This is a genomic window from Nonomuraea thailandensis (assembly GCF_024172165.1).
Taxonomy (GTDB): Bacteria; Actinomycetota; Actinomycetes; order Streptosporangiales; family Streptosporangiaceae; genus Nonomuraea; species Nonomuraea thailandensis.
Genome location: NZ_JAMZEB010000002.1, coordinates 3373419 through 3399839, shown reverse-complemented (window position 1 = coordinate 3399839; position 26421 = coordinate 3373419). Strand labels below are relative to the sequence as shown.

The following is a 26421-nucleotide window of genomic DNA, read 5'->3' as shown; positions in this document are numbered from 1 at the left end:
AAGGCCAAGTACGGGTAGACGTGCAGAGTCGGTCGCCGCCGTTAGTTCTGATCCGGTCGGGGCGAGGCCGGAGTCAGGCCCGTGGCTCGGTGCGCGTCTCACCTTGGTCGACTATCGCGGCCGGCAGACTCACCCCGGCCGGCGGTGCGGCTGGATCCATTCCCCCGAGATCTGGGGGAACTTCCCACTCTCCTGGACTCGACAGGTCGACCGCGCCGCCGGAGAACTCGGCACCGCGGAAACCGACGTCGCTGCCGGAGAACTCGGCACCGCGGAAGGTGACAGTGCCACCGGAGAAACGTGCGTCGTAGAAGGCGACGAGGCCGCCGGAAAACTTTGTTTTCAAGAACTTGACGAAGCCGCCCGCGAATTCCGCGGCCATGAAGCCCACGATGGCTCCGGAGAACTCCACCCGGTCGAAACTGACGCGTCCGCCGGTGAACTTGGCACCCGAGAAGTTGACCTCGCCGCCGGTGAACCTGGCACCGGAGAAGTTCCCGCCGTCGAACAGCGCGCCGGAGAAATCGAAGATGTGCCCCTGCCAGGAGACGCGAGCGCCGTCACGCAGGCGGGCCACGATGACGTCGATGACCGTGTGGCGAACCCGCTGGTCGCGGGCGAACGCTAACTTCTGCTCCGACGGAGCATCCGGGCCTGGATCCGGCTCGTACGGCAATCGGAGATAGGCACACAGCACGTCGATACAGGTCTGACGGAGCGGTGCCCAATCGTCGGCGAGCCCTGCGAGGGCATGCGCGCCGGCCAGGCGAACGGCGGCCCCGTCGTGTCCGAGCTGTCCGACGGCGGTGGCGAACCGTTCGTTGCAAACCCGGGCCAGGTCCTCGCGAGCACGCCGCTCGTCTCGTTCGTTGGCCACCTCTGCTAGACGCTGCCGTCGGTAGGCCATCACCAGCGCGAGCAAGGCGCCCGCCCCCGCGACCGTCCCCAAGACCAGCTTCAGTACCTCCAGCAGCTGGCTGGGCGGCAAGGCGCCGGTTGGTGCCAGCTGCGGGAATCCCAGCACGGCCAGGACGATGACCATGACAGCGGCCAGCCCGAGAAACGCCACACTGGCGGCGATCGTCAGCGCTCGGCCGATCGGCCATAAGCCCGCCTCTGCTTCCACCGCCTGCTGCTCGGCATCACCCCGGCGCGTGCTATCCGAACCCGCTCTGATCATGCCCTGACCCTCTGATCAACGCGCCGAAGCGACGACAGCTCAACGATGGCACCCTTGCACATCAGCCTGTACATGCGTCTGCATGTTGAGGTGTACGCCGACACCTCGCTCATCAGCATCACCGTCGCCGTCAGAAGGGCATATCATCCAACGAGGCCGGCCGGAGTGCCACACCCCCGGGGTGGCGCAGGTCTGCTCAGAGGCCTCCTACGCCGGGGGCGTGGCCGGGCTCGGGGAAGCCGTCCGCGGTCATGCGTTCGATCGCCGCCAGGGCCTGTTCGAGGTGGTCGTAGATGCGCACGACGGACGTGGCGCCGGCGATCTCCAGGATCCGGGCCACGCGTGGCTGCGGTCCGGCCAGGTGCACGGCTGCGCCGTGGGCGTGGGCGAGGGCTGCGGCGGCCAGCAGGACGGCCAGGCCGGTGCTGTCCAGGAAGGGCATCCGGCTGGCGTCGATGACCAGGTGGTCGTTCAGGCTGCGGCGGGCCAGGGTGAGGTAGGTGTCCAGCTGGCGGGAGGTGGTGGCGTCCACCTCGCCGTCGATGGTGATCACGCTGGCGCCGGGCAGGTGCCGGCAGGTCAGTCGCATGGCGGCCTCCCCGGGCGCGGCGCCGGCGCGGGGGTCTGGGACAGGGCGGTGATCGCGGCGTCGGTGCTGGGGTGGATGTCGAGCGCGTCCCAGACCTCGGTGATCTGCAGCAGGCGGGCGGGCAGGTCGCGCACCGCGGCCAGATGGAAGGAGCCACCGTCCTGGCGGACCTCGCGGTGCACGCGCAGCAGGACGTGCAGGCCGGTGCTGTCCATGAAGGTCAGCCCGCCCAGGTCGAGCACCAGGGGCCGGCCCGGGTGCCGCATCCGGCCGATGGAGGACTCCAGATGGTCGGCGTTGGTGGCGTCCAGCTCCCCGGCCACGCTGATCACCACACCGGACTCCGGAGCGGTCGCAGGACCGGTCGCCGGGTTCGCAGGCAGCGGGCGGCAGCCTAGGCGTAAGGGCGTCATGGCGGAGTCGGCGGGGTGCAGGCCGTGTGAAGGCGGGTGATGGCGATCATGACCGTCTCAAAGGTAGGCCCGGCTGGTACGACGGCGACGGTGCCGTCACCGCGAGCGTAAGGGTGAAGGCTGGTGCAGGAAAGCCAGTTCGCCATAGGATCTTTAGGTAGCGAGATGTATCCGTTCCGTACACCCGGGAGCGCCTGGAGCACCGGGGCTCTGGCCGGAGAAGGCATACGTAACCGTGAACGCATCGGCGGACCGTCCCCCCACCTGGACCTTCCTCACCCACCACGCCCGTGTCCTGGTCGAGATCGCCCGAGATCCCGAAGCGAGGGTGCGCGACCTGGCCGGCCACATCGGCATCACCGAACGGGGCGTGCAGAAGATCCTCGCCGATCTGCACCAGGCCGGCTACCTGACCCGCGAGCGCGTCGGACGGCGCAACCACTACAGCCTCAACCTGGACGCGCACTTCCGCCACCCCACCGAGGCCGGCCTGCCCGTCCGCCTGCTGATCGACCTGTTCGTCGACCGGGACAGGCGCCACCCCACCTGAACGGAAGCCGCCGGGACCCGACCCCGGCATGGTGACGGCAGTCTTCGAGCTGAGCCTGACAAGCGGGGGTGACAGGTTCGGTGCCCGGTGGTGGACGGGCGCGGCTCACGGGGAAGTCGTCGCAGGCTGCAACCTGATCACGACCCCTCCTTCCGCTCCTGATCAGGCCCGCAGCCTTCACCGCCCCGGGTGGTCTCTACGGTCCCGGGGCGAGGTGGCCGTGGGGCTGCCGCGGCCCGGCTACAGCCCCACGGCCACCGACACGATGACAGCGACCGTCTCAAGAGATCGGGGCCCGGCCGGTGGGCGTCGGTCCCCGCCCGGACCTCCCTCAGCTACGGTGGGCCGCCACTCCAGGCGGAGGGCTTGCGGGAAAGCCGCGGGCGTACAAGGAGCCGCTCCCCGTCGCATGAACAGGACAGCGCTTAAGTGCGTGTTTAGTAGATCTGGCCGAACGGCGCCGTGTGTCTGAGGCCGGTGCCATCGGCTGGCTGATCGCTCAACGAGGTGAGCGGCCGGTCAACCGCCAGAGGGAGACTCCCTGTGAGAGCGGTCCGATTCGCCGGACATGTGGCCGCAGCGACAGCCTCGCTCCGAAAGGCATCTCCCCCAGGGGAGCGTGATTCCCATGGTCTACCCGCGTCCGCAACCCGTCCGCCCCGAGATCGCCGAGCGGCCGGCGCAGGTCCGGCTCCGGCTCCGGGAGTTCGCTCCGGCCGACGTCGCTCAGCCGCCCACGACCGGCAGCGCGCCGTCCGGGCCAGCATCATGACCCAGCTTGCCCTGGCCTGCGAGCACCTGCCCGAACGCCGAGCTGACGAACACGAACGGGAACACCCAGATCATGCCAAGGCCCTGCGCGCCCTCGACGCTCCCCGCGACCAGCCCGATGTACGCCGCCACCCACGAGAAGCCGAACCCGAGCAGCAGGAGGAGGCCGAACCCGAGCACGATCTCCCCCGGCCCGGCGTGGAAGCGGAAGCCGACGAGCAGCCCGCAACCGGACATGACCACGATGCTGAGCAGGCTGCGCAGGGTCTCGGAGAGCAGGCGGCCGAGCAGGACGGACGAGCGGGTCATCGGGCCGTCTCCGCCTGCGTGCGGCCGGTGAGGGCGAGGAAGGCGTCGTCGAGGCTGGGCCGGCGCAGGGCCAGGTCGGTCACGTGGACGCCGGCCCCGTCGAGATCCCGCAGGAGGGCGGGGAGCTCCCCGTGGCCGCCGGCCATGGGGATCGTGACGGTGTCGTCGTCGATGACGGGCGGCCCGCTGCCGTGGCCGCGCAGGACGGTGGCGGCGGTCGCGGCGTCCGCGAGGTCGGCCGGCACGACCACGGCGCGGGCGCCTCCAGCTCGAACAGCTCCAGCAGCTTCGCGGCCCTGCGCCGGGCCCCGGGTGCGCCCGCCCCGTGCAGGCGGCCGACGAGGACGAGGCTCTCCAGGCCGGTCAGCAGCTCGTCCACGGCGGCGTACTGGCCGGTCAGGCCGATCAGCTCGCGCACCCGGCCGGGCCGCGCCGTCACGTCCACGCCGAGCACCTCGGCGCGGCCGGAGTCGGCGCGCAGGAGCGTCGCCAGGATGCGCACGACGGTGGTCTTGCCGGCGCCGTTCGGCCCGAGCAGGCCGGCGACCGAGCCCTCGGGGACACTCAGGCAGACGCCCTCCAGTCCCCGGGTCCTGCCGTAGGACTTGCGAAGGTCTTCGATCAGGACGGCGGCCATGCGGACTCCCCTCTGACGGGTCGTCTCCAGCGTAGGAGGGGGTGCCCGACAGGCCTGTGTCGGTTGGCCCGGCGCCCGCGGCGCTCCGCGTGGTTCGTAGGATGGCCGTCGACTCCCCCGCAGGACACGAGAGGTGCAGCACCATGGTCAGCCGCGACGTCCCCGCTCTCGACGATCCGGTCGGCGAGTCGCTGCGCGGCCGTCACGCGCATCTCGCCCGCCGGCTCGGCCGGGCCGCCACGTACCAGCCGGGAGTCGCCACCTTCTCCACGGTGAGCGCCGGCGCGGGCCCGGAGGAGTGGGCCGACCTCGCCCGGCTGCTCGGCCCGGGCGAGCTCGCCGACATGTTCAGCAGCCCCGCGGTGCCGCCGCCGGGCTGGGCGCCGGTCTTCGTCCTCGACGGCAGGCAGATGGTCGGGCCCGATCAGCCGCCTGCCGGGAGCGGCGCCGGGGCGGTCGAGCTGGGCGCGGACGACGTGCCCGAGATGCTGGCCCTGGTCGCCCGCGCCCAGCCGGGGCCGTTCTGGCCGCGTACCCGCGAGCTCGGCACCTATCTCGGCGTCCGCGAGAACGGCGCCCTGGTGGCGATGGCGGGTGAGCGGCTGCGGCCTCCGGGGTGGACCGAGATCAGCGCCGTCTGCACCGCGCCCGAGGCACGCGGGCGAGGGCACGCCGCCCGGCTGGTCGGCGCCCTCACCGCGCGTGTCCTGGCTCGCGGCGAACGTCCCTTTCTGCACGTGGCCGAGGCGAACGCCGGCGCGATCGCCCTCTACGAGCGGCTCGGCTTCCAGACCCGCAGGCCCGTGACGTTCCGGGGGTTCCGCACGCCCGTGACGACCTCACCCGCCTGACTGCCGCTAGGCGCCGAGCGCGTCCAGCGCCACCGGCCTGGGCCGGTCGCAGGTGCTCTCGACGTCCACCGCCCGCCCCTCGTGCGCCGAGGCGAGCAGCGACTCCATGACGTCGAGCACGTGCAAGGCCAGCGTGCCGCCCGCCCTGGGCTCGCGGCCCTCGGCGAGGTCGATCAGGCCGACGCCGCGGCCCGCGCCCGCGTACCCGGCCGACACCGGCAGCGGGCGCGGGCCCTCGTCGCCGAGCCGGGTCAGCAGGACCTCGCCGTCGAAGTGGTTCGGGTCGGGCACCACGAGAGAGCCCCGCTCGCCGTGCACCTCGATGTTCGGCGCCTTCGTGGCCACCGCGTCGAAGCTCATCACCAGCGTGGACAGCGCGCCCGACTCGTGCACGAGCACGCCGGTCACGTGGGTGTCCACGGTGACGGGGATCTCCTCGCCCTGCCGCGGGCCCGAGCCGATCGTACGCTTCGCCCGCGTACGGCTGGCCGCGCCGATCACCGTCGTCACGGGGCCGAGCAGCGTCACCAGGCTGCTGACGTAGTACGGGCCCATGTCGAGGAGCGGCCCGCCGCCGGGGACGTAGTAGAAGTCGGGGTTCGGGTGCCAGCGCTCGTGACCGGGCGTCACCATGGTCGCCGTGGCCGCGACCGGCCTGCCGATGAGGCCGTCGTCGATGGCCTGGCGGGCGGTCTGGGTGCCGGTGCCGAGCACGGTGTCGGGTGCGCAGCCGACCCGTACCCCGGCCGCCTGGGCGGCCTCCAGCACCCGGCGCGCGTCCTCGCCGGTCGCGGCGAGCGGCTTCTCGCAGTAGACGTCCTTGCCGGCCGCGATGGCGAGCAGCGCGACCTCGGCGTGCGCGGCCGGGATGGTGAGGTTGAGCACGGCGTCGATCCTGGCGTCGGCCATGAGCTGGGGCACGGTCAGCACGTCCACGCCCGGGTGCGCCGCCACCGCCGCCCGCGCCCGATCGAGGTCCAGGTCGGCCACCGCGACCAGCCGCACCTGCGGCAGCCGGTCGATGGTGCGCAGGTACTGGGCCGAGATGGCCCCGCAACCGACGATGCCGAGGTTCAGCGGCTGGCCCACAACATTCCCCTCTCGATGATGGTGCGCACGCTGTCGTGCTGCAGGACGTCGAGGCTGTGCCCCGGGGTCGCGACGAAGATGCGCCCCTTGCCCCATCGGCGCGTCCAGATCGCCGGCGAGGTCACCTCCCGGTGCCAGGGGTCCCACGGGCGCACCTTCTGCGTCGTGGTCGCCAGCACGTCGTTGTAGTCGTCGGCCAGCACCCAGTACTGCTCGGTGACGAGGTCGAAGTCGCCGATCCCCTCGGTGATGGGGTGCGCGGCCGCCTCGGGCAGCATGTTGACGGTGTAGGGGACGAAGTTGTGCCGCTCGGTGCCCGCGTCCTCGTCGTCGGGGTGCTTGCCGGGGTGGCACGCGAACTGCCCGCCGATCAGGTGCAGGTAGTCGGAGGAGTTGCGGTAGGAGTCGGCGATGCCGCCGTGCCAGCCGGCCATCCCGGTGCCGGCCTCGATCGCCGCCCGCAGGCCCTTGAGCTGGTCCTGCTCGATGGCGCCCATCGTGTAGCACTGCACGATGAGGTCGATCCCGGACATGTACGCGGGGTCCGCGTAGGGCGCCGGGCTGTCCGCCAGCCGCACCTCGAACCCGTTCTTCTGGAGGAAGGGCACGAAGAGGTCGGTGGCCGCCACCGGGGCGTGCCCTTCCCAGCCGCCTCTTACCACCAGGACAGTGCGCCTGTGCTCGCCCGCCATGCACTCGCCAATCACTCGATGAACCACAAATAGGCCGTGTGCCACTTAAGTCCCAAAAGAGGCACACTTCACTAATTGTGGCTGAGGGAGGGCCAAAACTCCCAGGGTTAATTCCTGACGCGTTCCTGGTGGCGCTTCACCTTCGTCCGGTTGCCGCACCGGCTCATCGAGCACCAGCGGCGCCGGCCCGCCTGCGACCGGTCCACGAAGCGCAGGCCGCAGCGGTCCGAGCCGCACACGCGCACCCGTCCCACCTCCGGCGACAGCAGCAGCTCGGCCGCGTCGCGGGCGACGAGCCCCAGCCCGGCGGCCACGTCGCCGGCGAGCCGTTCGGCGCGCGGCGCCAGCCGGCCGTCCGCGATCACGAGCTGGAGGAGCGGGCGCGGCGCCGCCGTCACCGCCTCGTTGATCGTGTCCACGTCCGCGAGGGCGGGCAGGCGGCCCTCGGCCGCGCTCAGCACGGCCCGGTCGATCGCCTCCCGCAGCAGCCTGGCCGGCCGCAACGCGGCGCCGGGCGGTGCGGGCAGGCGTGCCCCGGGAACGACCAGCCCGGCGCCGTGCAGCCACCGCACCAGGTCCTCCGGCTCCTCGATCGTCTCCCGGGGCACGTCCCACCGGTCGCGCAGCGTGTTGACGAAGTCGAGGCACACCCGCCCGCCGTCCCTGATCCACGCGTCGTTCGCCGCCATGGCCCCATTCTCGCGGTAAAGTCACTAACCCTATGAAGAGGTTAAGCGAGAGGACGCCCATGAGGTCCACAGGGGTGGCGCGCGTCGGCGGGATCCGGCTGCACTACACGCGGGCGGGCAGCGGCCCGCTGGTGGTGCTGCTGCACGGCTGGCCGCAGACCGGCCTGTGCTGGGAGCCGGTGCTCGGCCCGCTGGCCGCCGGTCACACGGTGGTGGCTCCCGACCTGCGCGGGTACGGCCTCAGCGACAAGCCCGCGACCGGCTACGACAAGCGGCGGATGGCGGCGGACGTGGCTGAGCTGGTGAGCTCGCTCGGCTTCGAGCGGGCGTCGGTCGTGGGTCACGACCGGGGCGCTCGCGTGGCGCACCGGTGGGCGCTGGACCGTCCCGACCAGGTGGAGCGGCTGGTGGTGCTGGACGTGGTGCCGACCCGCGAGATGTTCCGCCGCCTGGACGCGTCGGTGGCCTCGGCGTACTGGCACTGGCTGTTCCACCTGCAGCCGGACCTGCCCGAGCGGCTGGTGGGGCAGGACGTGCGCGGCTATCTGGAGTACTTCTTCGAGCGCTGGACGTACAACCGGCACGGCCTGTCCCCCGAGGCGGTGGACGCCTACGTCCGGGCGTTCTCGCGGCCCGGCGCGCTGCGGGCGGGCTTCGACGACTACCGCGCGCACGAGCGCGACCTCGCGCTCGACGACGAGGACGCCGCCGCGGGCCGCCGCCTGACGATGCCGGTGCTGGCTCTGTGGGGGTCGGCGGGGCTGCCCGCGCGGCTGCCGACGCTGGAGATCTGGCGCGAGTACGCCGGCGACGTGCGGGGCTTCGAGATCCCCGAATGCGGCCACTTCATCCCCGAGGAACGCCCGGACGCCCTGCTGGCCCACCTGCGGGGCTTCCTGCCCGGCGCCGTCTCCGCGGCCTGACCCACGGACGGCGGCAGTCAAGGGCGCGGCAGGGCGGGCGCGGCGGTCACGGTGCAGCGGTCACGGTGCAGCGATCAGGGTGCGGCGGTCACGGTGCAGCGATCGAGGTGCGGCGGTCACGGTGTGGTGAGGGCGCGGCGGGCGTAGGCGCGGACGTCGGCGTCCGTGTCGCCGAGCGCGCCGCGCAGCGCCCGTTCCACCTCCGCGGCGCCCGCCCACGGCCCCAGCGCCACCACGGCGGCCTTGCGCACGTCCAGGTTGGCGTCCGACAGCGCCTCGACCAGCGGCGGCGCCGCGGTGGCGGGGTCCGCGGCGGCCAGGCAGCGCGCCGCTCCCACCCGCACCTGCCAGGCCGGGTCCCGCAGCCCCCGCAGGGCCGGCGACACCAGGGGATCGCCCGTGGCGGCCGACGACTCCAGGGCGGCGGCCCTGACCAGGGGGTCGGCGTCTTCGGCGAGCAGCGCCAGGGCGGGCGACGGCTTGCCGATCAGGCCGAGGGCCCTGGCCGCCTGCACCCGCACCTCTCGCGACGGGTCCGTGGCCGCGTCCGCCACCTCGGAGACCGCGTCGAGCGAGACCAGCCCCCTGATGGCCGCGATCCGCACCCGGTGGTCGGTGTCGCGCAGCGCGCCGTGGAAGACCTCCGTGCCGCCCAGCCGCAGCGCGCGCAGCACGTCCAGGACCGCCGCCCGTACGGTGGCGTCACCGCTCGGCAGCCTGCCGGCCAGGACGGCCCCGAGCGCGCCGGTGGCGGGCAGCACCTCGACCAGCTCGACCAGCCCGGTGGCGGCGGCCCGCCGCACGGTGCCGTGGGCGTCGTCGAGCGCCTCGGCCAGCGCCAGGCCCGTGCCGGACGGGACGGTCTCGGTGAGCGTGGCGATCGCCGCGCGGCGCACCTTGGGGTCGGGGTCGGCGAGGTACGGGGCCAGGTCGGCGACGGCGGGCTGCTGCTCGGCCAGGCGGTGCAGCTCCAGGATCCGCGGCGAGCGCCCCACGGCGGCCTGCCGTACCACCTGGCCGGCGGCCCGCCGCACGACGGCGACGGCGCCCTGCGCGCCCAGCACCACCGGCTCGGTCTCGGCGGGCGTGAACTCCTCGACGGGCACGAGGTACGGCTCCACCGGCCGCTTGACGAACTCCATCGCCCCGTCGGCGCGCCTGCGCAGGTTGAGGTGGAACAGCCACGCGGAGTCGTCGCGCCCGGGCAGGTCGGCCCGCTCGTGGTAGAGCCCCCACCGGCTCTCGGTACGGGCCAGCGAGGAGCGCGCCGCCATCTCGGCGCAGTCGCGGATGAAGTCCACCTCGGCGCAGCGCATCAGCTCGTGCGGCGTGCGCGCCCCCATGGCGGCGATCTCCTCCCGCATCCGCTCGAACGACTCCAGCGCGATCTCCAGCTTGGCCCCGGTCTTGGGCGGTGCCACGTAGTCGTTGACGAAGCGGCGCAGCTTGTACTCGACCTGCTGCTGCGGGGGCCCGTCCGGGTGGCGCAGGGGCCGGTAGACGAGCTCGTGCGCGGCGGCGACCTGGTCCTCGGGCAGCGCGCCCGGCGCGCGGTGGTGCGCGGCGGCGTGCGCGCCGGCCAGGTCGCCGAAGACGAAGGCGCCGATCATGTAGTTGTGCGGCACGCAGGCCAGGTCCCCCGCGGCGTACAGGCCGGGCACGGTGGTGGCGCCGTTCTCGTCCACCCACACGCCGGAGGCGGAGTGGCCGCCGCACAGTCCGATCTCCGAGATGTGCATCTCCACGTCGTGGGTGCGGTAGTCGTGCCCGCGCCCGGCGTGGAACGTGCCACGGGTGGGGCGCTCGGTGGTGTGCAGGATGTCCTCGATGGCGGTGACGGTCTCGTCGGGCAGGTGGGAGAGCTTGAGGTAGATGGGGCCGCGGGCGGAGCCGATCTCGGCCGATACCTCGGCCATCATCTGCCCCGACCAGTAGTCGGAGTCGACGAACCGCTCCCCCTTGTTGTTGACCTGGTAGCCGCCGAACGGGTTGGCCACGTACGCGCAGGCCGGGCCGTTGTAGTCCTTGATCAGCGGGTTGATCTGGAAGCACTCGATGCCGCTGAGCTCGGCGCCGGCGTGGTAGGCCATGGCGTAGCCGTCGCCGGCGTTGGCCGGGTTCTCGTATGTGCCGTAGAGGTAGCCGGAGGCGGGCAGCCCGAGCCGGCCGCACGCGCCCGTCGCGAGGATCACGGCGCCGGCGGCCACCGTGACGAACCGTCCCGAACGGGAGTCGAGGCCCGCCACGCCGACCGCCCGGCCGCCGGAGGTGAGCACCCTGACCGGCATGACGCGGTTCTCGATGCGGACCCGCTCCCTGATGTGGCGCTGCCGCAGCACCCGGTAGAGCACCTTCTTGACGTCCTTTCCCTCGGGCATCGGCAGCACGTAGTTGCCGGAGCGGTGCACCCGGCGCACGGCGTACTCGCCGTGCTCGTCCTTCTCGAACTTCACGCCGTAGCCTTCCAGGCGGCGCACCATGTCGTGGCCCCTGGTCGCGGTCTGGTAGATCGTCTTCTGGTTGACGACGCCGTCGTTGGCGCGGGTGATCTCGGCGACGTAGTCCTCGGGCGTGGCCTTGCCGGGGATGACCGCGTTGTTGACGCCGTCCATGCCCATGGCCAGCGCGCCGCTGTGGCGCACGTGGGCCTTCTCCAGCAGCAGCACGCGCGCGCCGCGCTCGGCCGCCGTGATGGCGGCCATCGTCCCGGCGGTGCCGCCGCCGACGACGAGGACCTCGCACTCCAGGTGCAGGCGGTCCTCGATCGGGGCGATCTCCATCTTCACAGCTCCTCGAGTATCTGGTGGCGCAGGCGGGCACGGTCGGCGGCACGGTCGGCGACGGGGTCGGCGGCGGGGTCGCGGGGGGAGGGCACCTGGATGACCGAGCGGACGCCGCCGTGGCCGAGGACCACGACGCGGTCGGCGAGCAGCAGCGCCTCGTCCACGTCATGGGTGACGAAGACGATCGTCGCCCGGGTGTCGCGCAGGACGTCCAGCAGCAGGGCCTGCATGCCGGCGCGGGTCTGGGCGTCGAGCGCGCCGAACGGCTCGTCCATGAGCACCGCGCGGGGCGTCCCGGCCAGGGCGCGGGCGAGCTGCACGCGCTGGCGCATGCCGCCCGACAGCTCGCGGGGCAGCCGGTCCTCGTGGCCCTCCAGGCCGACGCGGGCCAGCCACTCCTGGGCCACCGCCCTGCGCTCGCGCCTGGACAGCCCGCGGACGCGCAGCGGCAGCTCGACGTTGCGCCGCACGGTGCGCCAGGGCAGCAGCCCGTCGTCCTGGAAGACCATCGCCCGCTCCCGGGAGGTGCCGGTGACCTCCTCGCCGCCGGCCAGGACCCGGCCGCCGTGCGGGGGCAGCAGCCCGGCCAGCGCGCGCAGCAGCGTGCTCTTTCCCGACCCGGACGCGCCGACGATCACCAGCACCTCGCCGGGCCGGACCGCCAGGTCGATCTCCCGCAGCACGGGGCCGCGCGCGTAACCGAGCGACAGGGACTCCAGGGTGATGCCGAGCGTCACGACTCCTCCTCCGCTCTGGGCAGCCAGCGGGTCACCCTGCGCCCCACCAGCTCGACGGCGGCCGAGGTGAGCCAGCCGAGCACCCCGATGGTGATCATGCCGACGATCACGGCCGGGTAGTCGACGATCGTGTACGACATCCAGGTGCGGTAGCCGACCCCGAACTCCCCCGAGATCATCTCCGCCGAGATGACGCAGATCCACGACACTCCCATGCCGACCGACAGGCCGCCGAACACCCCGGGCAGGATCCCGGGCAGCACGACGTGCCACAACACGTGGCGGCGACCGCCGCCGAGCGTCCCGACGGCGTCCTCCCACAGCGTGGGCAGGGCGCGTACGGCGTGCCGGGTGCTCACCATGATCGGGAAGAACGCCGCGGCGAACGTGATGAACACGATGCCCTGCTCGTCGGCCGGGAACAGCAGGATGGCCACCGGCACCAGCGCGATCGCGGGGATGGGCCGCACGGCCTCGAACAGCGGGGTCAGCACGTCCCCGGCCCTGGCGGACCTGGCCACCAGCACGCCCGCGGCCACGCCCGCCACCGCGGCCAGCCCGAACCCGGTGAGGATCCTGATGAGGCTCTGCAGCAGGTCGAGCCAGTAGAGCGAGGTGGTGACCCGGCTCGCGGCGCCGGCGCCGATCTCGCTCAGCGTGGGCAGCCGGTCGAAGCGCAGCCACACCTGGGCGTCGGTGACGGTGAGCACCTGCCACAGGCCGGCCGCGACCAGCAGGGACGCGGCCCCGACGAGCCGACGCCGCACCTTCGCGCCGCTCCTGGCCCGCCGCCGCGGCACGGCGGACGTCCCGGGCGGGTCGCCTGCCCGGGCGCCGGCGGCCCGAGCCCCGGCGGGCCTGACCTCGGCAGCGCGGGCGCCGGCGATCTGGGCGCCGGTGATCTGGGCGCCGGTGATCTGGGCGTCGGCCGTCATCGGGCGTCACCTCCCCCCGCCACCGAGGCGAGCGCGTCCGCGTAATCCACGGGCTCGGCCTTGGGATGCTTCGCGCGGTAGCCGTCGGCGCCTTCCTGGGTGGTGAAGGGCAGCAGGCGCCCGCCAGGCTCCTTCAGCCAGACCGACCGGTCGGCGAACCACCTGGTCCCGGTCACGGTGTCGGGCACGTAGGCCGCCCGCACCTTCCCCTGGGCGGCGGCGATCTGGCGCAGCAGGCACGTCGGCGTGGCGGCGGGCCTGGTCGCGCTCTCACCCGCCAGCCAGAGCTCCGAGGCGGTCCCCGGGTCGCCGACGGGCTCGCCGCAGAGGGGGTCGGTGCCGGTGGTCGTGGCGGGGTTCACGGTCGAGGCCCGGTCCTTGTCGTACGCGGCCCCGTACGCCTTGCGCAGATAACCGTCGTTGACGAACGCGCGCACGTCCACGCCGGAGAAGTCGGAGCTGATCTGCTTGAGGTAGGCGACGTCACGCTCGTGCGCCTGCCGCAGCGGCTCCTTCAGCGTGACGTCGAACGTCGAGATGCCGTCGCGGCCGTTGTAGAGGTAGACCACCTCGGCGGGCAGCCCGGTGTCCTCCGCCACGGACTCGGCCGCCTCCAGCGGGTGCTCGTGCAGGTAGCGGGTGGCGTCGAGCTGGGCCTTGAGGAAGGCGTCCACGACCTCGGGATGTTCCTTGGCGTACGCCTGCCGCGCCACCACCCCGTGGAAGGTCGGCACGTCCAGGGCCGACCCGTCGTACACCAGGCGGCCCTTGCCCTGGAAGGCCAGCAGGCCGGGCCAGGCCACGAACTGCGCGTACCCCTGCACGCCGCCCGACTCGAGCTGCGCCGCGCCGACGGCGGGCTGGTGGTTGACCACCTCGGCCGTGATCTTCGCCCGCTCCATCGCCTGCACCAGCGTGCCGTGCCCGGCGGAGCCGACGCTGGCGGAGATCTTGGTTCCGGCCAGGTCGGACAGCGTGCGGGCCGTGGAGCCCGGCGGGACCAGCACCATGTTGAGGCCGCCGCGCAGGTTGTAGCCGGTGATGGAGATCAGCTCGGTGCGGGCGGCCGGGATGGATTGGGTCCTGGCGGCGTTGATCAGCAGCGGGTAGTCGCCCATCGAGCCGATGTCGATCTTCCCGGCCACCATCTTGGCGGTGATCGGGGCGCCGGTCTCGTAGTCCTGCCACTCGACCGCGTATCTGTCGCCGAGCCGCTTCTCCAGGTATCCCAGCGAGCGCAGCAGCGTGCCCGCCGTCACCGTGTTGATGGTCTTGGACTGGTACCCGACGACGAGCTTGATCTTCCCGCCGTCCCCGGCCGCTCCCGAGACCGAGCAGGCCGCCGCCGCCAGGAGCAGGGCGGCGGCCATGAGAGCTCTGCGCATCGCACGCTCCTTCATCGCAGCAGGTAGGGGATGTTGATGGTGACCGCGTCGACCGGGCAGCGGGCCGCGCAGGGGCCGCAGTACCAGCACTCGTCCACGTACATGTACGCCTTGCCGGTCTCGTCGCTGATCGCCAGCGAGTCGAGCGGGCACGCCTCCACGCACAACGTGCAGCCGTCGATGCACAGGGATTCGTCGATCGTCACGGGCACCTCGACCCGCTGCTCGATCAGGGCCATGCCTGCTCCTCCTTCTCGGTACGCCTCAGGTGGCCGCGCATCGTCAGCCGGTCACCCCTGAAACGGATGAACTCCAGGTCCACCGGCCTGCCGTCGGCCAGGTGGGTCAGCCGCTCGACCATCAGCAGCGCGGCCCCGCGCGGCGTGCCGAGCGCGGCGGCGGTGTGCGGGTCGGCGTTGACCGCCTCCAGGGTCAGCTCGGCCGTGCCGAGGGGCTGCCCGGCGATCGTCTCCAGCAGGACGAAGATGTCGTTGCCCGCCAGGTCCTCGTCGAACAGCGGCTCGCCGACGTCGCGCACCAGGTACGTCAGGTCGAGCGAGAGCGGCAGGCCGTTGAGGCTGCGCAGCCGTTCGAGGTAGACGACCTGCTCGCCGGGCGCCAGCCCGAGCCGGTGGCTGACCGGGGCGGGCGGCTCGATGAGGGTCATCGTGCGGACCTGGTTGACGACCCGGCCGTGCTCGTGCAGGGTCTCGGCCAGGCCGAGCAGGCGGTGCAGGCCGTGCGGGTACTTCTCCGCCGCCACCGTGGTGCCCACCCCGGGGCACCGCTCGACCAGGCCCTCCTCGCGCAGCAGGTCCAGCGCCTGCCGCACGGTGTTGCGCGAGGTGTCGAACTCGCGTGCCAGCGCCGCCTCCAGCGGGAGCTGCCCGCCGGGGAAGCCGCCGTGGATGATCTGTCTTCTCAGCAGGTCGGCGACCTGCCGGGCACGATCCGCCCGGCGCCGCCGATCGTCGAGGGCCATCCGTTCCATGCCCTCTAACCTACTTAATGAGTAGGAAAAAGGGGATAACGGAGAGGTTGCGCCACCTCCCCGTGGCTCACTTCCCCGCGCTCACCTGCGGTTCCGCCGCCCTCACGGGCAGATCTGCCACCACGCCGGCGGGCAGCCGGGGCACCGCCGCCACCAGATCGCGCGTGTACGGGTGGCGCGGGGCGGTGAACACCTCGTCCACCTCCCCCTCCTCCACGACCCGGCCGTCCTTCATGACCAGCACCCGGTCGGCGACGTGATGGACGACGCCCAGGTCGTGGGAGATGAACAGCATCGCGGTGCCGTACTCGGCCTGCAGCTCGGCGAGCAGGTCGAGCACCTGGGCCTGGACGGAGACGTCCAGCGCGGAGACGGGCTCGTCACAGACCAGCACGTCGGGTCGGGGGCCGAGGGCGCGGGCGATGGCGATGCGCTGGCGCTGGCCGCCGGACAGCTCGCGCGGGTGCCGGCCGGCCACCTCCGGCGGGAGGCCGACGCGGGCCAGCAGGTCCAGGACCCGTGCCCGCCGCTCGGCCCTCGGCAGCCGCAGCGGCTCGGCGATCAGGCGGGCGGTGGTGTGGCGGGGGTCGAAGGAGTCCAGGGGGTTCTGGGAGATGAGCTGGATGGTGGGGCGGCGCGGGCGGCGGGCGCGCTCGCGCAGGCCGCTCCAGGGCTCGCCGTGCAGGGTGACCTGGCCGTGGTCGGGGTCGAGCAGGGCCATGGCGAGCCGGGCCACCGTCGTCTTGCCCGAGCCCGACTCGCCGACGATGCCCAGGGTCTCGCCGCGGTGGAGGGTGAAGGAGACGTCCTCGACCACGCGGCGGGAGCCGTAGGAGCGGGTCAGGCCGGAGGCGGTCAGCACGGCGCCACTGCCGGCACCCAAGACGGCCTGCCCTCTCACCGGCCCTCCCGCCCATCCTTCCGCCTGCCCCGTCACCTCTCCTTCCGCCTGCCCTCCCACCGGCTCTCCCACCTGCCCTCCCGTCTGCGCTCCGGCCTGCGCTGCGGTCAGGGCGGAGACCGGCGTGAGGGCCGGTGGGAGAGCCGGTGGGAGGGCCGGTGCGGGGGCCGGCCTGGGGATGGGCGCGGAGGTCGGAGGCGGGGGCCGGTGCGGGAGCGGGGTGCCGTCGGTGAGGCGGGTGCCGCGGGAGGCGGCCGAGGGCACCGCCGCCAGCAGGGCGCGCGTGTAGTCGTGCGCGGGCGCGGCCAGCACCTCCCGGGCGGCCCCCTCCTCGACGACCCGGCCGCCGCGCATCACGAGGATGCGATCGGCGATCGAGCCGACGACGGCCAGGTCATGGCTGATCAGCAGCAGCGCGGTGCCCGCCGCCCTGCGCTCGGCGAGCAGCCGCAGGATCTGGGCCTGCACGGTGACGTCGAGCGCGGTCGTGGGCTCGTCGGCGATGATCAGCTCGGGCTCGGCCGCGATGGCGGAGGCGATGAGCACGCGCTGCCGCAGCCCGCCGGACAGCTCGTGCGGATGTTGCCGGACCCGTGCCTCCGGCTCCGGCACGCCGGCCGACTCCAGCAACTCCAGCGTCCTGCTCCCCCGCCACCGTCTCGGCACCACGTCGTGCACGGCCAGCACCTCGCCGATCTCGGCGCCCACGGTGCGCAGGGGGTCGAGCGAGACCAGCGCGTCCTGCAGCACGAGCCCGGCGAACCTGCCCCGCAGCGCCCGCCACTCCCGCTCCCCGAACCGCAGCGCGTCCCGCCCCGCGACCGTGAACGCGGACGCCCGCACCTCCGAGCCGGGCCCGGCCAGCCCGAGCAGGGTGCGCGCCGTGACGCTCTTCCCGGAGCCGGACTCCCCGACGATCGCCACGCATTCGCCGGGCGCGACCGACAACGACATCCCGCGCACGACCTCAGTCCCCTTGAAGCTCACCCGGAGGTCCGCCACGGCGACCAGCGGGGACGGGTGATCTGCGGTGGCTGCGCTCATGGGGTCCTTCCTTCGAAGCGGCGCTGGAGACGGCGGCCGACCACGGTCAGGCAGACGACGGTCAGTGTGATCGCCAGCCCCGGGAACAGCGCCTCCCACCACGCCACCCGCAGGTAGTTGCGGGCCTCGGAGAGCATCGCGCCCCACTCGGCGGCCGGGGGCTGCGGCCCCATGCCGAGGAAGCTGAGCCCCGAGCTGGCGATGACCGCCTGGCCGAGCCCGATGGTGGCCAGCACGGGGATGGGGCCGAGCACGTTCGGGAGCACGTGCCCGGCGGTGATCACCAGGCGGGGGCGGCCGAAGGTGACGGCCTGCTCGACGTAGCCGGAGCGGCGCACGACGAAGGTCTGGGCGCGGATCACGCGGGCGTAGTTCGGGATCTGGGCGACGGCGATGGCGAGGATCACGTTCCCGGTGCCCGGGCCGGTGATCGCCACGACGAGGAGGGCGAGCAGCAGCTCGGGCAGGGTGGACAGCACGTCGAACGCGCGTGCCAGCGCCTCGTCCGCCCACGTGGGCGACAGTCCTGCGGCCAGGCCCAGCAGCACGCCGGAGGTGACGGCCAGGGCGGTGGCGGCGGCGCCGATGCTGATGGAGTGGCGGGCGCCGTGCACGACCCTGGCCAGCACGTCGCGGCCCAGGTGGTCGCTGCCGAGCCAGTGGTCGGGCCCGGGGGGTGCGAGGGCGCTGAGCGGGTCGGCGGCGAGCGGGTCGGCGCCGGTGAGCAGTGCCGGGGCTGCGACCGCGAGCGCGAGCAGGAGGAGGAACGCGCTCGGCGGGAGCAGCCGCAGGACGCCGGGCGCGATCGGCACCCTCAGCGCCGCCCGCGCGCGGGGGGATGGGGCCGGGGTGAGGGCGGTCATGGGCGGTCAGCCTCGGATTCGCGGGTCGATGGCGCGGTAGGCCAGGTCGAGGAGCGTGCTGATGGTCACGTACACGACGGCCGACAGCAGCACGACGGCCATGACCACCGGCATGTCGCGCCCCGTGACGGCGTCCATGGCGACGCGCCCGAGCCCCGGCCGGCCGAACAGCACCTCCGTGATGACGGCCCCGCCGAGCAGCGTGCCGGTGAACCAGCCGGCCAGCGTCACGGCGGGGATGAGCGCGTGCCGCAGGGCGTGCCGGGCGACCAGCGCCCGCTCGGTGAGCCCGCGAGCCCGCGCGGTGACCGAGAACGGCTGCTCCAGCGCCCGTTCGAGCCCGCCCCGCAGCACCTGCCCGAGCACGCCCGCGATGGGCAGCCCGAGCGCCAGCGCGGGCAGCACCAGCGCGGACGGCCCCTGCGCGCCCGAGACGGGGAACCAGCCGAGCGTGAACGAGAACACGGCCAGCAGCACGATCCCGATGAGGAACGGCGGCACCGACACCGCCACCAGCTCGGCGACCGAGGCCGCGCCCCGGGCGAGCCGGCCGCGCCCGGCGGTGAGGAGCGCGATGGCGGCGGCCACCGTCACCCCGACGGCCGCCGCGGCCAGGGTGAGCTGGACGGTCGGGCCGACCTGCGTGGCCAGGATCTCGCCGACGCCGCGCCGCAACTGGTAGGAGCGCCCGAGGTCGCCGTGCAGCAGCCGCCACAGGTATGACAGGTACTGGACGATCTCGGGCCGGTCGAGCCCCCACTCCTCGGTGATCGCGGCCCGGATCTCCGGCGTGTCGATGCCGTCGCCGACCAGGATGTCCACGGTGTCGCCGGGGGCGAGCAGCAGCGCGACGTAGGAGGCGGTGGCGGCGGCCCACAGCACGGCCAGCCCGGCGCCGAGCCGCCTGATCACTCCCAGGCGGGTGGTCACGTGCCGATCCGGACGTCGTAGGCGTTCGCGGGCGTCCCGGACGCGGGGTCGAAGCGGAGCCCCTGCACGCTCTTCTGCGCCGCGATCTGGTCGGCGGGCACGTAGATCGGGAACACGACGGCCTTCTCCCGGACCACCTCCTGCTGCACCCGGATGTAGAGCTCCTTGCGCCGTGCCTGGTCGGAGGCGGCTCCGGCCTCGGCGAGCCACTTGTCCACCCGCGGGGAGGAGAAGCGGGTCCGGTTGATCGCGCCGTCGCTCGGCAGGATGAGGTTGAGCGCCGCCCCGGCGTCGGAGTCGCCGCGCGAGTTCTCGAAGATCTCGTACGCGTCGTCGTCGAGCGCCTTCTGGGCCGTGCCCTGGTCCACGATCCTGACCTGGAAGTCGATGCCCGCGTTCTGCTTGACCTGTGCCTGGATGGCCTGGGCGAGGATGTCGCGGCGGTCGCGGACGAACGCCGCCGAGGCGACCGTGCGCACGGTCAGCCGCCTGCCGTCCCTGACCCGGTACCCCTGCGCGTCGCGCTGCTTCCAGCCGGCCGCGTCGAGCAGCGCGTTGGCCTTGGCCGGGTCGCCGCCGTAGGTGTTCTCCAGCGAGGCGTCGTAGAAGGTGCCGGCCTTGCCGACGATGCTCCACGCCCTGGTGGCGGTGCCCTGGTAGACGGCCCGCAGGACGGCGTCCACGTCCACGGCCTCGCGGAAGGCCTCCCGTACGCGCTGGTCGTCGAAGGGGGCGTGGGAGGTGTTGAAGTAGTAGGAGAAGGAGGTGCCGGAGTTGAGCGCGGTCTGCAGGGACAGGCCGGGGTCGTTCTTGATGAGGCCGGCCTCGGTGGCGGGCACGCCCTCGATGACCTGCACCTGGCCCGAGGTGAGGGCGCCGACGCGGACCGAGGCCTCGGGCAGGAACCGGTAGGTGATCTCCGACAGGTGGGCGGGGCCCTGGTGGGCGGCTCCGTCGGGCGGCCAGCGGTAGGCGGGGTTGCGGCGGTAGTGGATCTCCTGGCCCTGGACGTACCGGTCGAGGATGAAGGGCCCGGTGCCGACCAGGTCGGGCCCGCCGAACTTGAGGTCCTTGGCGCTCTTGAGCGACTTCGGGGAGACCTGCCCGGCGTAGGGGGAGGCGAGGAAGTCGAGGAAGAGCGCGTCCCGTTCCTTGAGGGTGATCTCCAGCGTGGCCGGGGAGATCACCTTCGCCTCCTTGAAGGCCCGTAACTGGATGGCGGCCACGCCCGGGTTGTAGCCGGGCACGCGGAACTGGTCGAGGTTGGCCTTGACGGAGGCGGCGTCGAACGTCGTGCCGTCGTGGAAGGTGACGTCGTCCCTGAGGGTGAGGGTGTAGGTCAGCCCGTCGTCCGACACCTTCCAGGCCGTGGCCAGCCAGGGCCCGAAGGAGCCGTCCTCCTTCCTGGTCAGCAGCGCGTCGAACTGGTTGAACACGAGCAGCCTGACCTTGTTCTGGGCCCACTGCTGCGGGTTGAGCGTGATCGGCTGGGTCTCGATGGCCCAGGTCAGGGAGGCGGGGGCGGCCTGGTCGGCGGCGGGCTGGGCGCCGCACGCCGCCAGGGCCAGCAGCAGGACGGGGATCAGGCGTTTCACCGGCGGTTCCAGGCTTCTGCGAGCAGCTCGTACGAGCGCACGCGATCGTCGTGGTCGTGCGTGATGGTGGTGACGAGCAGCTCGTCGGCCCCGGTGACGCGGCGCAGCACGCGCAGCCGCTCGGCGACCTGCCCGGGCGTGCCGACGAACTGGGTCTCCACGCGGTCCCTGACCAGCTCGCGCTCGGCGTCGGTCCAGGAGTGGGCGGCGGCCTCGGCGGGCGTGGCGTACCGCATGGCGCCGGCGCCCGTCCTGATGCTGCGCACCCACAGGGCGTAGGGGGAGGCCAGCTCGCGCGCGGTGGCCTCGTCCCCGGCGACGACCGCGTCGGCGGAGACGACGACGTACGGCTCGGCCAGCTCCGACGAGGGCTTGAACGCCTCCCGGTAGGCCTCGACGGCCTCCAGGACGGAGGCGGGGCTGACGTGGTAGTTGGCCGCGAACGGCAGCCCCCGCTCCCCCGCCACCTGGGCGCTCTGCCCGCCGCTGCTGCCGAGGATCCACACCTGGAGGCCGGCGCCCTCGCCGGGCACGGCGTGGGCCTCGTGGGTGCCGCCGAGGAAGGCGAGCACGTCGTCGATCTGGTCGGCGAAGCCGGGGGTCCGCGCGCCGGGCTGCTGGAGCAGGGTGGCGTGGTGGGCGAGCTGCGGGTGGGTGACGAGCTTGGAGAAGTCGAACGGCTTCGGGATGAGCAGGCCGTCCACGATCCGCTCCGCCGGGGACTCCACAGGTGTGCGGGCGGCGGCCAGTTCGGCGCGGCGCTGGCCCGAGCGGCCGATGCCGAGGTCGACGCGTCCGGGGTGGAGCGCGTCGACGAGCCCGAACTGCTCGACGACCGACAGCGGCGTCTGGTGCCCGAGCTGCACGGCGCCCGACCCGACCCGGATGGTGTCCGTGGCCGCGGCGATGAGCCCGATGAGCACGGCGGGCGCCGAGCTGGCCACGCCGGGCGCGAAGTGGTGCTCGGCCACCCAGTAGCGGCGGTAGCCGAACCGTTCGGCCTGCCGGGCGAGGTCGATGGTGTTGCGCAGGGCGTCGGCGGCCGTCCCGCCCGAGGGGATCGGGGCCAGGTCGAGGATGGACAGCGTCATGAGTCACCTCCGGCGGCTGGGACGGGGACAGGGGCGGGGACGGAGGCGGAGGGGAACGGCCGGCTCGGGATCTCGGCCCGCAGGACGGGCGCGATCTCGCTCTGGAACAGCTCCAGCGCGCCCCGGTGCTGGGCCGGGGTGAGCCCGTCGGCGTCGGCGTGCAGGTGCATGACCTCGTGCCCGAACCGCTTGTGGTAGCGCAGCACCTTGTCGATGATCTGCTGCGGGCTGCCGACGAGGATGGAGCTGCGCTCGATGGCGTCCTCCAGGGTGGGGAAGACGACCGGGAGGCCGAGCTTGCGCTGGAACGCCACGCGGGCGTCGAAGATCGGCCGGTAGGCGGCGACGGCCTCCTGGGAGGTCCTGGCCGCGTAGAAGCCGGCCGTCCCCGCTCCGACCAGCGCGTCCTCCGGGTCGTGCCCGTAGTGCGCCCAGCGTTCCCGGTAGTGGTCGATCAGCTCGGCGTAGGGGTCGATGGGGTTGGTGACGTTCGCGGAGAACAGCGGGTCGCCGTAGCGGGCGGCCAGGTCCACCGACTCCTTGCTGGTCGCGCTGCCGTGCCAGACCCTGATGGGGTGTTGCAGGGGCCGCGGCCAGGTCTCGGCCTCGACGAGCGGCGGCCTGAACCGGCCCTCCCAGGTGACCTTGTCCTCCCGCCACAGGCGGCGGAACAGCTCGTAGGACTCCCGGTTGCGCTCCCACTGGTCCGCGGCGGTGACGTGGAACAGCCCGGCCTGCGCCGCCCCGTTCCCCTTGCCGATGATCAGCTCCAGCCGCCCGCCCGACAGGTGGTCGAGCGTGGCGTAGTCCTCGTACGCCCGCACGGGGTCGAGCAGGCTGAGCGTGGTGACCGCCGTGAACAGCCGGATCCTGGACGTCCTGGCCGCGATGTGGCTGAGCACGACCGGCGGCGAGGAGGAGATGAACGGCCGCTCGTGCCGCTCCCCCACGCCGAACCCGTCGAAGCCCAGCTCCTCCCCCAGCACGGCGTTCCGCACGACCTCGCGGAACCGATCGGTCGGCGAGCTGTCGCCGGTGTGCGTGATCAGCGTGATGAGCAGGAACTTCATCGTGCCTCCGCGTAGCGGCTCGCCGGGCGGGGCAGGCCGAGCAGCCCGCGCAGCGTCCCCGCCTCGTACCGGCTCCTGAACGCCTGGCGGGCGCGCAGCTCGGCCGTCAGCCCGGAGGCGATCTGCCACAGGTCGTACGGCACCGCCCCCGGCCGCAGCCGGAACCCCTGGATCCCGGCGCGCCGCCACTCCAGCAGCAGCCCGGCCAGCTCCCGCACGTGCCCGGTGAAGATCGCGGCGTCGGAGGCGAGCTCGGCCCCGTCCAGCTCGTCGAGGCGCGCCTTGCGCCCGGCCGCGTCGTCGCCGAGGAACACGACGAGGTCGGCGAAGATCTTCACGTCCGCGGACAGCTGTCTGACCTCGGCCACGATGGCGCGTGCCTGCTCGGCCGACTGCGGGGTGACGAACACGACGTCGGCGTGGGCGGCCGCGAACTCGTACGGCAGCCGGGCGTGCGCCAGCGCGGCCACGACCGGCTGCCCCTGCGGCGACCGGGGCGTGATGGAGGGGCCCTTGACGGAGAAGAAGCGGCCGGCGAAGTCGATGTAGTGGAGCTTGTCCCGGTCGATGAACCGGCCGGTGGGCACGTCCCGTATCTCGGCGTCGTCCTCCCAGCTGTCCCAGAGCCGGCGCGCCACCTCCGCCGCGTCGCCGGCCTCGGCGAACAGGTCGCGCACGTGCGGGTCGGCGGACAGGTCCGCGCCGCCGGGGCGGTTCAGCACCTGGTCGAGCGGCGGGAGGTCCCTGCGGCCGAAGTGGCGTGACTCGAAGCCGCGGGCGGAGACCTGTGGCCGCCAGCCCGCGCGCCCGCCGCTGACGTGGTCGAGCGCGGCGATGCCGATGGCGACGTGGAACGGCTCGGTGTGGGTGGTGGTGGCGGTCGGCACCAGGCCGATGTGGCGGGTGAGCGGGGCCAGCCTGGCGGCCAGCAGGACGGCGTCGAGGCGGCCCCGTACCTGGTCGGTGCGCTCGTCGGGCGCGTCGGTCAGGGTGGACTGCAGGCCGAGCGCGTCCTCGATGGTGACGAAGTCGAGCAGCCCGCGCTCGGCCTCGGTGACCAGCCCGGCCCAGTAGCGGGCGGAGAACAGGGCGCGGGGCGCGGCGCTGGGCTCGCGCCAGGCGGCCGGGTGCCAGCCGGCGCCGTCCAGCGCCACGGCGAGGTGCAGGGTCATGCCAGCTCCAGATGTTCGCGCAGGGTGGTGCCGGTGTAGTCGGCGCGGAAGGCGCCGCGCTCCTGCAGCAGCGGCACCACCCGGTCGACGAACTCGTCCAGCCCGCCGGGCGTCAGGTGCGGGACGAGGATGAACCCGTCGGCGGCGTCCGCCTGCACGTGCTCGTCGATCAGCCGTGCCACCGTCCGCGGCGTGCCGACGAACGTCTGCCGTCCGGTCACCTCGATGACCAGGTCGCGGATGGACAGCCCCTTCTCCTCGGCCAGGGCCCGCCACTTGGCGGCCACGGCGGCACGGTCCTTGATCGCGACGCGGCCCTCGGAGACGCCGTCGGACAGGTCGGGCTCCAGGTCGGGCAGCGGGCCTTCCGGGTCGTAGGCGGACATGTCACGGCCCCACACCTGCTCCAGGAAGGCGATCGCGGTCTGCGGGCCGACCTGCTGCCGGCGGATGGCGGCGGCGTTCTCGGCGGCCTCCTCCTCGGTGTCGCCCAGCGCGAACGTCACGCCTGGCATGATCTTGAGCTGGTGCGGCTGCCTGCCGTACCTGGCCAGGCGGCCCTTGACGTCGGCGTAGAAGCGCTTGCCGTCCTCCAGCGAGCCGTGGCCGGTGAAGATCACGTCGGCGTTGGCGGCGGCGAACTCCCTGCCCTCGGCGGAGTCACCCGCCTGGATGACGACCGGGTGCCCCTGCGGGGAGCGGGGCAGCGTGAAGCGGCCCTCGACGGAGAAGTGCGCGCCCCGGCGCCCGACCGTGCCGATGGCGTCATCCTGGCCGAGGAAGCGCCCGGCCGCCTGGTCGCCGAGGATCGCGTCCGGCTGCCAGGAGTCCCACAGCTCGCGGGACAGGCGGACGAACTCGGCGGCGCGCTCGTACCGGTCGGCGCGGTCGAGGTAGCCGCCGCGGCGGAAGTTCTCGCCGGTGAAGGCGTCGGAGGTGGTCACCACGTTCCAGGCGGCCCGGCCGCCGCTCAGGTGGTCGAGCGTGGACAGGCGCCTGGCCAGCTCGTACGGCTCGTTGAAGGTGGCGTTGACGGTCCCGGCCAGGCCGAGGCGGTGCGTCACTGCGGCCAGCGCGCTGAGGACGGTGAGCGACTCGGGCCGTCCCACCACGTCGAGGTCGTGGATGCGGCCCTTGAGCTCGCGCAGCCGTAGGCCCTCGGCCAGGAAGAAGAAGTCGAACCTGCCACGCTCGGCCGTCCTGGCCAGGTGGATGAACGAGGCGAAGTCGATCTGGCTGCCGGAGCGCGGGTCGGCCCAGACGGTGGTGTTGTTCACGCCGGGGAAGTGGGCGGCGAGGTGGACCTGCTTGCGGCTCATCAGGAGTGCCGCCCGTGCGGGGCGTCCCAGCCGGCGGGCAGGCCCTCGGTCGTCTCGCGGAAGGCGGGGCGCTGGTAGAGGTCGCGGGCGTAGCCCCACAGGTGCTCGAAGCCCGACAGGTCCCGGTCGCTGATCAGACGGTCGCGGTTGTACTCGGCGTCGTACCTGGCCAGCGTCACCCACAGCCGCACGTCGGCCTCGGTCAGCGTGTCGCCGGTCAGGTAGCGCCGTCCGGCCAGCCGCTCGTCGAGCCACTCCAGGGCGGCCAGCACCCGGCGGCGCTCGTCCTCCCGCTCCTCGCCGTGGGCGCGGGCCACGCGGCCGACGCCGGTGTTGACGTCGTGGTAGAGCCAGCCGTTCAGCTTGTTGATCTCGGGGCGGAGCGGCTCGGGGTAGAGGTCGGCGGACGGGTCCGCCCACTGCCCGAACTGGGTGGCCAGGTCGATGGTGATGTCGGGGAAGTGGTTGCTGACGATCACTCCCTGCTCCTTGTCCCACAGGACCGGGACGGAGATGTGGCCGCCGTACCCCTCCTCGGTGGCCTCGTAGGCCTGCTCCAGCAGGGTGAAGCCGTTGACGGGGTCGGGGCCGCGGCGTTCCCTGAAGGCCCAGCCGCGGCCGTCGCGCTCGTCGTCCACGTACGACAGCGACACCACCTCCTCCAGCCCCTTGAGCCTGCGGACGATCGCCGCGCGGTGGGCGTACGGGCAGATCCAGGAGACGTAGAGGTGGTAGCGGCCCGGCTCGGCTGGGTGGCCGCTGGAGCCGTCGGCGGTGATCCGGCCCTGGAAGGGGTAGAGGGGGCGGTTCCAGTCGGGCGACAGGTGCAGGCGGCCGGGCCCGTACTGGCCGTAGGAGACGTGGTCGACGGGGCTCGCGTAGGTGGGAGCCCCGGTGGAGATGGTCACACTC

General features: G+C 73.2%; 26 protein-coding genes. 3 read left to right on the top strand and 23 right to left on the bottom strand.

Translation table 11 applies throughout. The features are described from left to right. Positions 1-73: 73 nt before the first annotated feature. The 3 genes from HD597_RS19120 to HD597_RS19110 form a co-directional block, all read right to left on the bottom strand. Positions 74-1180, bottom strand: a complete 1107-nt coding sequence (locus tag HD597_RS19120; RefSeq protein WP_253744023.1) for a pentapeptide repeat-containing protein — start codon at positions 1178-1180, stop codon at positions 74-76. A 196-nt stretch (positions 1181-1376) separates the two neighbouring features. After that, positions 1377-1769 (bottom strand): anti-sigma factor antagonist, encoded by a 393-nt coding sequence (locus HD597_RS19115; protein ID WP_253744022.1) that lies wholly within the window; start codon positions 1767-1769, stop codon positions 1377-1379. Then, positions 1760-2104, bottom strand: a complete 345-nt coding sequence (locus HD597_RS19110) for an STAS domain-containing protein (RefSeq protein ID WP_253744021.1) — start codon at positions 2102-2104, stop codon at positions 1760-1762. The genes HD597_RS19115 and HD597_RS19110 overlap by 10 nt, the downstream gene beginning before the upstream one ends. A 313-nt stretch (positions 2105-2417) precedes the next feature. Between HD597_RS19110 and HD597_RS19105 the strand changes: the two genes are divergently transcribed. Then, a complete protein-coding gene (locus HD597_RS19105; RefSeq protein WP_253744020.1) occupies positions 2418-2732 on the top strand; it encodes a helix-turn-helix transcriptional regulator in 315 nt (104 codons plus the stop codon). Between the two features lie 726 nt (positions 2733-3458). Here the strand turns inward: HD597_RS19105 and HD597_RS19100 are convergent. Further along, a complete protein-coding gene (locus HD597_RS19100; protein WP_253744019.1) occupies positions 3459-3812 on the bottom strand; it encodes an ABC transporter permease in 354 nt (117 codons plus the stop codon). Positions 3813-3891: 79 nt separating this feature from the next. Further along, entirely contained in the window at positions 3892-4449 is a 558-nt protein-coding gene (locus HD597_RS19095) for an ATP-binding cassette domain-containing protein (protein ID WP_308210657.1), read from the bottom strand. Positions 4450-4592: 143 nt separating this feature from the next. Between HD597_RS19095 and HD597_RS19090 the strand changes: the two genes are divergently transcribed. Further along, positions 4593-5300 (top strand): GNAT family N-acetyltransferase, encoded by a 708-nt coding sequence (locus tag HD597_RS19090; protein WP_253744018.1) that lies wholly within the window; start codon positions 4593-4595, stop codon positions 5298-5300. 6 nt (positions 5301-5306) lie between these two features. Here the strand turns inward: HD597_RS19090 and HD597_RS19085 are convergent, their stop codons facing one another. The 3 genes from HD597_RS19085 to HD597_RS19075 all read right to left on the bottom strand — a co-directional run bounded on the left by HD597_RS19085 (position 5307) and on the right by HD597_RS19075 (position 7770). After that, on the bottom strand, positions 5307-6389 hold the full coding sequence (locus HD597_RS19085) for a Gfo/Idh/MocA family protein (RefSeq protein WP_253744017.1): 1083 nt from the start codon (positions 6387-6389) through the stop codon (positions 5307-5309). Beyond that, on the bottom strand, positions 6374-7018 hold the full coding sequence (locus HD597_RS19080; RefSeq protein ID WP_253744016.1) for a ThuA domain-containing protein: 645 nt from the start codon (positions 7016-7018) through the stop codon (positions 6374-6376). Before HD597_RS19080 ends, HD597_RS19085 begins: the two co-directional genes overlap by 16 nt. A gap of 170 nt (positions 7019-7188) precedes the next feature. Further along, entirely contained in the window at positions 7189-7770 is a 582-nt protein-coding gene (locus tag HD597_RS19075; RefSeq protein ID WP_253744015.1) for a CGNR zinc finger domain-containing protein, read from the bottom strand. 59 nt (positions 7771-7829) lie between these two features. Here HD597_RS19075 and HD597_RS19070 point away from each other — a divergent pair, with 59 nt between their 5' ends. Continuing rightward, a complete protein-coding gene (locus HD597_RS19070) occupies positions 7830-8693 on the top strand; it encodes an alpha/beta fold hydrolase (RefSeq protein WP_253744014.1) in 864 nt (287 codons plus the stop codon). 116 nt (positions 8694-8809) lie between these two features. Here the strand turns inward: HD597_RS19070 and HD597_RS19065 are convergent, their stop codons facing one another. From HD597_RS19065 to HD597_RS18995, 15 genes are all read right to left on the bottom strand, one after another. After that, positions 8810-11473: a fumarate reductase/succinate dehydrogenase flavoprotein subunit gene (locus HD597_RS19065; protein ID WP_253744013.1), complete on the bottom strand. Its 2664-nt coding sequence runs from the start codon at positions 11471-11473 to the stop codon at positions 8810-8812. A 2-nt stretch (positions 11474-11475) separates the two neighbouring features. Next, entirely contained in the window at positions 11476-12213 is a 738-nt protein-coding gene (locus HD597_RS19060; protein WP_253744012.1) for an ABC transporter ATP-binding protein, read from the bottom strand. Continuing rightward, on the bottom strand, positions 12210-13148 hold the full coding sequence (locus HD597_RS64585) for an ABC transporter permease (RefSeq protein WP_276082952.1): 939 nt from the start codon (positions 13146-13148) through the stop codon (positions 12210-12212). The genes HD597_RS19060 and HD597_RS64585 overlap by 4 nt, the downstream gene beginning before the upstream one ends. Beyond that, positions 13145-14533, bottom strand: a complete 1389-nt coding sequence (locus HD597_RS19050) for an ABC transporter substrate-binding protein (RefSeq protein ID WP_253744011.1) — start codon at positions 14531-14533, stop codon at positions 13145-13147. Before HD597_RS19050 ends, HD597_RS64585 begins: the two co-directional genes overlap by 4 nt. Positions 14534-14544: 11 nt before the next feature. Further along, positions 14545-14772 carry a 4Fe-4S dicluster domain-containing protein gene (locus HD597_RS19045; RefSeq protein WP_080039017.1) on the bottom strand — a complete coding sequence of 76 codons (228 nt, stop codon included), beginning with the start codon at positions 14770-14772 and terminating at the stop codon, positions 14545-14547. Next, the gene (locus HD597_RS19040) at positions 14763-15524 is read right to left on the bottom strand and encodes a GntR family transcriptional regulator (protein ID WP_253744010.1); all 762 of its coding nucleotides are present in this window, start codon (positions 15522-15524) and stop codon (positions 14763-14765) included. Before HD597_RS19040 ends, HD597_RS19045 begins: the two co-directional genes overlap by 10 nt. A 67-nt stretch (positions 15525-15591) precedes the next feature. Further along, on the bottom strand, positions 15592-17469 hold the full coding sequence (locus HD597_RS19035; protein ID WP_253744009.1) for a dipeptide ABC transporter ATP-binding protein: 1878 nt from the start codon (positions 17467-17469) through the stop codon (positions 15592-15594). Next, positions 17466-18332 (bottom strand): ABC transporter permease, encoded by an 867-nt coding sequence (locus HD597_RS19030; RefSeq protein WP_253744008.1) that lies wholly within the window; start codon positions 18330-18332, stop codon positions 17466-17468. The genes HD597_RS19035 and HD597_RS19030 overlap by 4 nt, the downstream gene beginning before the upstream one ends. Positions 18333-18338: 6 nt before the next feature. Next, complete coding sequence (locus HD597_RS19025) at positions 18339-19262, bottom strand: ABC transporter permease (protein ID WP_253744007.1); 924 nt, start codon at positions 19260-19262, stop codon at positions 18339-18341. Next, a complete protein-coding gene (locus tag HD597_RS19020; RefSeq protein WP_253744004.1) occupies positions 19259-20857 on the bottom strand; it encodes an ABC transporter substrate-binding protein in 1599 nt (532 codons plus the stop codon). Before HD597_RS19020 ends, HD597_RS19025 begins: the two co-directional genes overlap by 4 nt. Then, the gene (locus HD597_RS19015; protein ID WP_253744002.1) at positions 20854-21948 is read right to left on the bottom strand and encodes an MsnO8 family LLM class oxidoreductase; all 1095 of its coding nucleotides are present in this window, start codon (positions 21946-21948) and stop codon (positions 20854-20856) included. The genes HD597_RS19020 and HD597_RS19015 overlap by 4 nt, the downstream gene beginning before the upstream one ends. Beyond that, positions 21945-23018, bottom strand: coding sequence for an LLM class flavin-dependent oxidoreductase (locus tag HD597_RS19010; RefSeq protein ID WP_253744001.1), 1074 nt, complete (start codon positions 23016-23018; stop codon positions 21945-21947). Before HD597_RS19010 ends, HD597_RS19015 begins: the two co-directional genes overlap by 4 nt. Further along, positions 23015-24190, bottom strand: coding sequence for an LLM class flavin-dependent oxidoreductase (locus HD597_RS19005; protein ID WP_253744000.1), 1176 nt, complete (start codon positions 24188-24190; stop codon positions 23015-23017). The genes HD597_RS19010 and HD597_RS19005 overlap by 4 nt, the downstream gene beginning before the upstream one ends. After that, positions 24187-25509 carry an NtaA/DmoA family FMN-dependent monooxygenase gene (locus tag HD597_RS19000; RefSeq protein WP_253743999.1) on the bottom strand — a complete coding sequence of 441 codons (1323 nt, stop codon included), beginning with the start codon at positions 25507-25509 and terminating at the stop codon, positions 24187-24189. Before HD597_RS19000 ends, HD597_RS19005 begins: the two co-directional genes overlap by 4 nt. Next, positions 25509-26417, bottom strand: a complete 909-nt coding sequence (locus HD597_RS18995) for a glutathione S-transferase C-terminal domain-containing protein (protein WP_253743998.1) — start codon at positions 26415-26417, stop codon at positions 25509-25511. The genes HD597_RS19000 and HD597_RS18995 overlap by 1 nt, the downstream gene beginning before the upstream one ends. Between the last annotated feature and the right edge of the window lie 4 nt (positions 26418-26421).

Coding starts and splice junctions, on each gene's coding strand:
- HD597_RS64585 (WP_276082952.1), bottom strand. CDS start 13,148: ATGACGGCCGACGCCCAGATCACCGGCGCCCAGATCACCGGCGCCCAG.
- HD597_RS19120 (WP_253744023.1), bottom strand. CDS start 1,180: ATGATCAGAGCGGGTTCGGATAGCACGCGCCGGGGTGATGCCGAGCAG.
- HD597_RS19040 (WP_253744010.1), bottom strand. CDS start 15,524: ATGGAACGGATGGCCCTCGACGATCGGCGGCGCCGGGCGGATCGTGCC.
- HD597_RS19030 (WP_253744008.1), bottom strand. CDS start 18,332: ATGACCGCCCTCACCCCGGCCCCATCCCCCCGCGCGCGGGCGGCGCTG.
- HD597_RS19090 (WP_253744018.1), top strand. CDS start 4,593: ATGGTCAGCCGCGACGTCCCCGCTCTCGACGATCCGGTCGGCGAGTCG.
- HD597_RS19100 (WP_253744019.1), bottom strand. CDS start 3,812: ATGACCCGCTCGTCCGTCCTGCTCGGCCGCCTGCTCTCCGAGACCCTG.
- HD597_RS19095 (WP_308210657.1), bottom strand. CDS start 4,449: ATGGCCGCCGTCCTGATCGAAGACCTTCGCAAGTCCTACGGCAGGACC.
- HD597_RS19065 (WP_253744013.1), bottom strand. CDS start 11,473: ATGGAGATCGCCCCGATCGAGGACCGCCTGCACCTGGAGTGCGAGGTC.
- HD597_RS19000 (WP_253743999.1), bottom strand. CDS start 25,509: ATGAGCCGCAAGCAGGTCCACCTCGCCGCCCACTTCCCCGGCGTGAAC.
- HD597_RS19015 (WP_253744002.1), bottom strand. CDS start 21,948: ATGACGCTGTCCATCCTCGACCTGGCCCCGATCCCCTCGGGCGGGACG.
- HD597_RS19045 (WP_080039017.1), bottom strand. CDS start 14,772: ATGGCCCTGATCGAGCAGCGGGTCGAGGTGCCCGTGACGATCGACGAA.
- HD597_RS19115 (WP_253744022.1), bottom strand. CDS start 1,769: ATGCGACTGACCTGCCGGCACCTGCCCGGCGCCAGCGTGATCACCATC.
- HD597_RS19035 (WP_253744009.1), bottom strand. CDS start 17,469: ATGAGCGCAGCCACCGCAGATCACCCGTCCCCGCTGGTCGCCGTGGCG.
- HD597_RS19075 (WP_253744015.1), bottom strand. CDS start 7,770: ATGGCGGCGAACGACGCGTGGATCAGGGACGGCGGGCGGGTGTGCCTC.
- HD597_RS19010 (WP_253744001.1), bottom strand. CDS start 23,018: ATGAAGTTCCTGCTCATCACGCTGATCACGCACACCGGCGACAGCTCG.
- HD597_RS19005 (WP_253744000.1), bottom strand. CDS start 24,190: ATGACCCTGCACCTCGCCGTGGCGCTGGACGGCGCCGGCTGGCACCCG.
- HD597_RS19070 (WP_253744014.1), top strand. CDS start 7,830: ATGAGGTCCACAGGGGTGGCGCGCGTCGGCGGGATCCGGCTGCACTAC.
- HD597_RS19050 (WP_253744011.1), bottom strand. CDS start 14,533: ATGCGCAGAGCTCTCATGGCCGCCGCCCTGCTCCTGGCGGCGGCGGCC.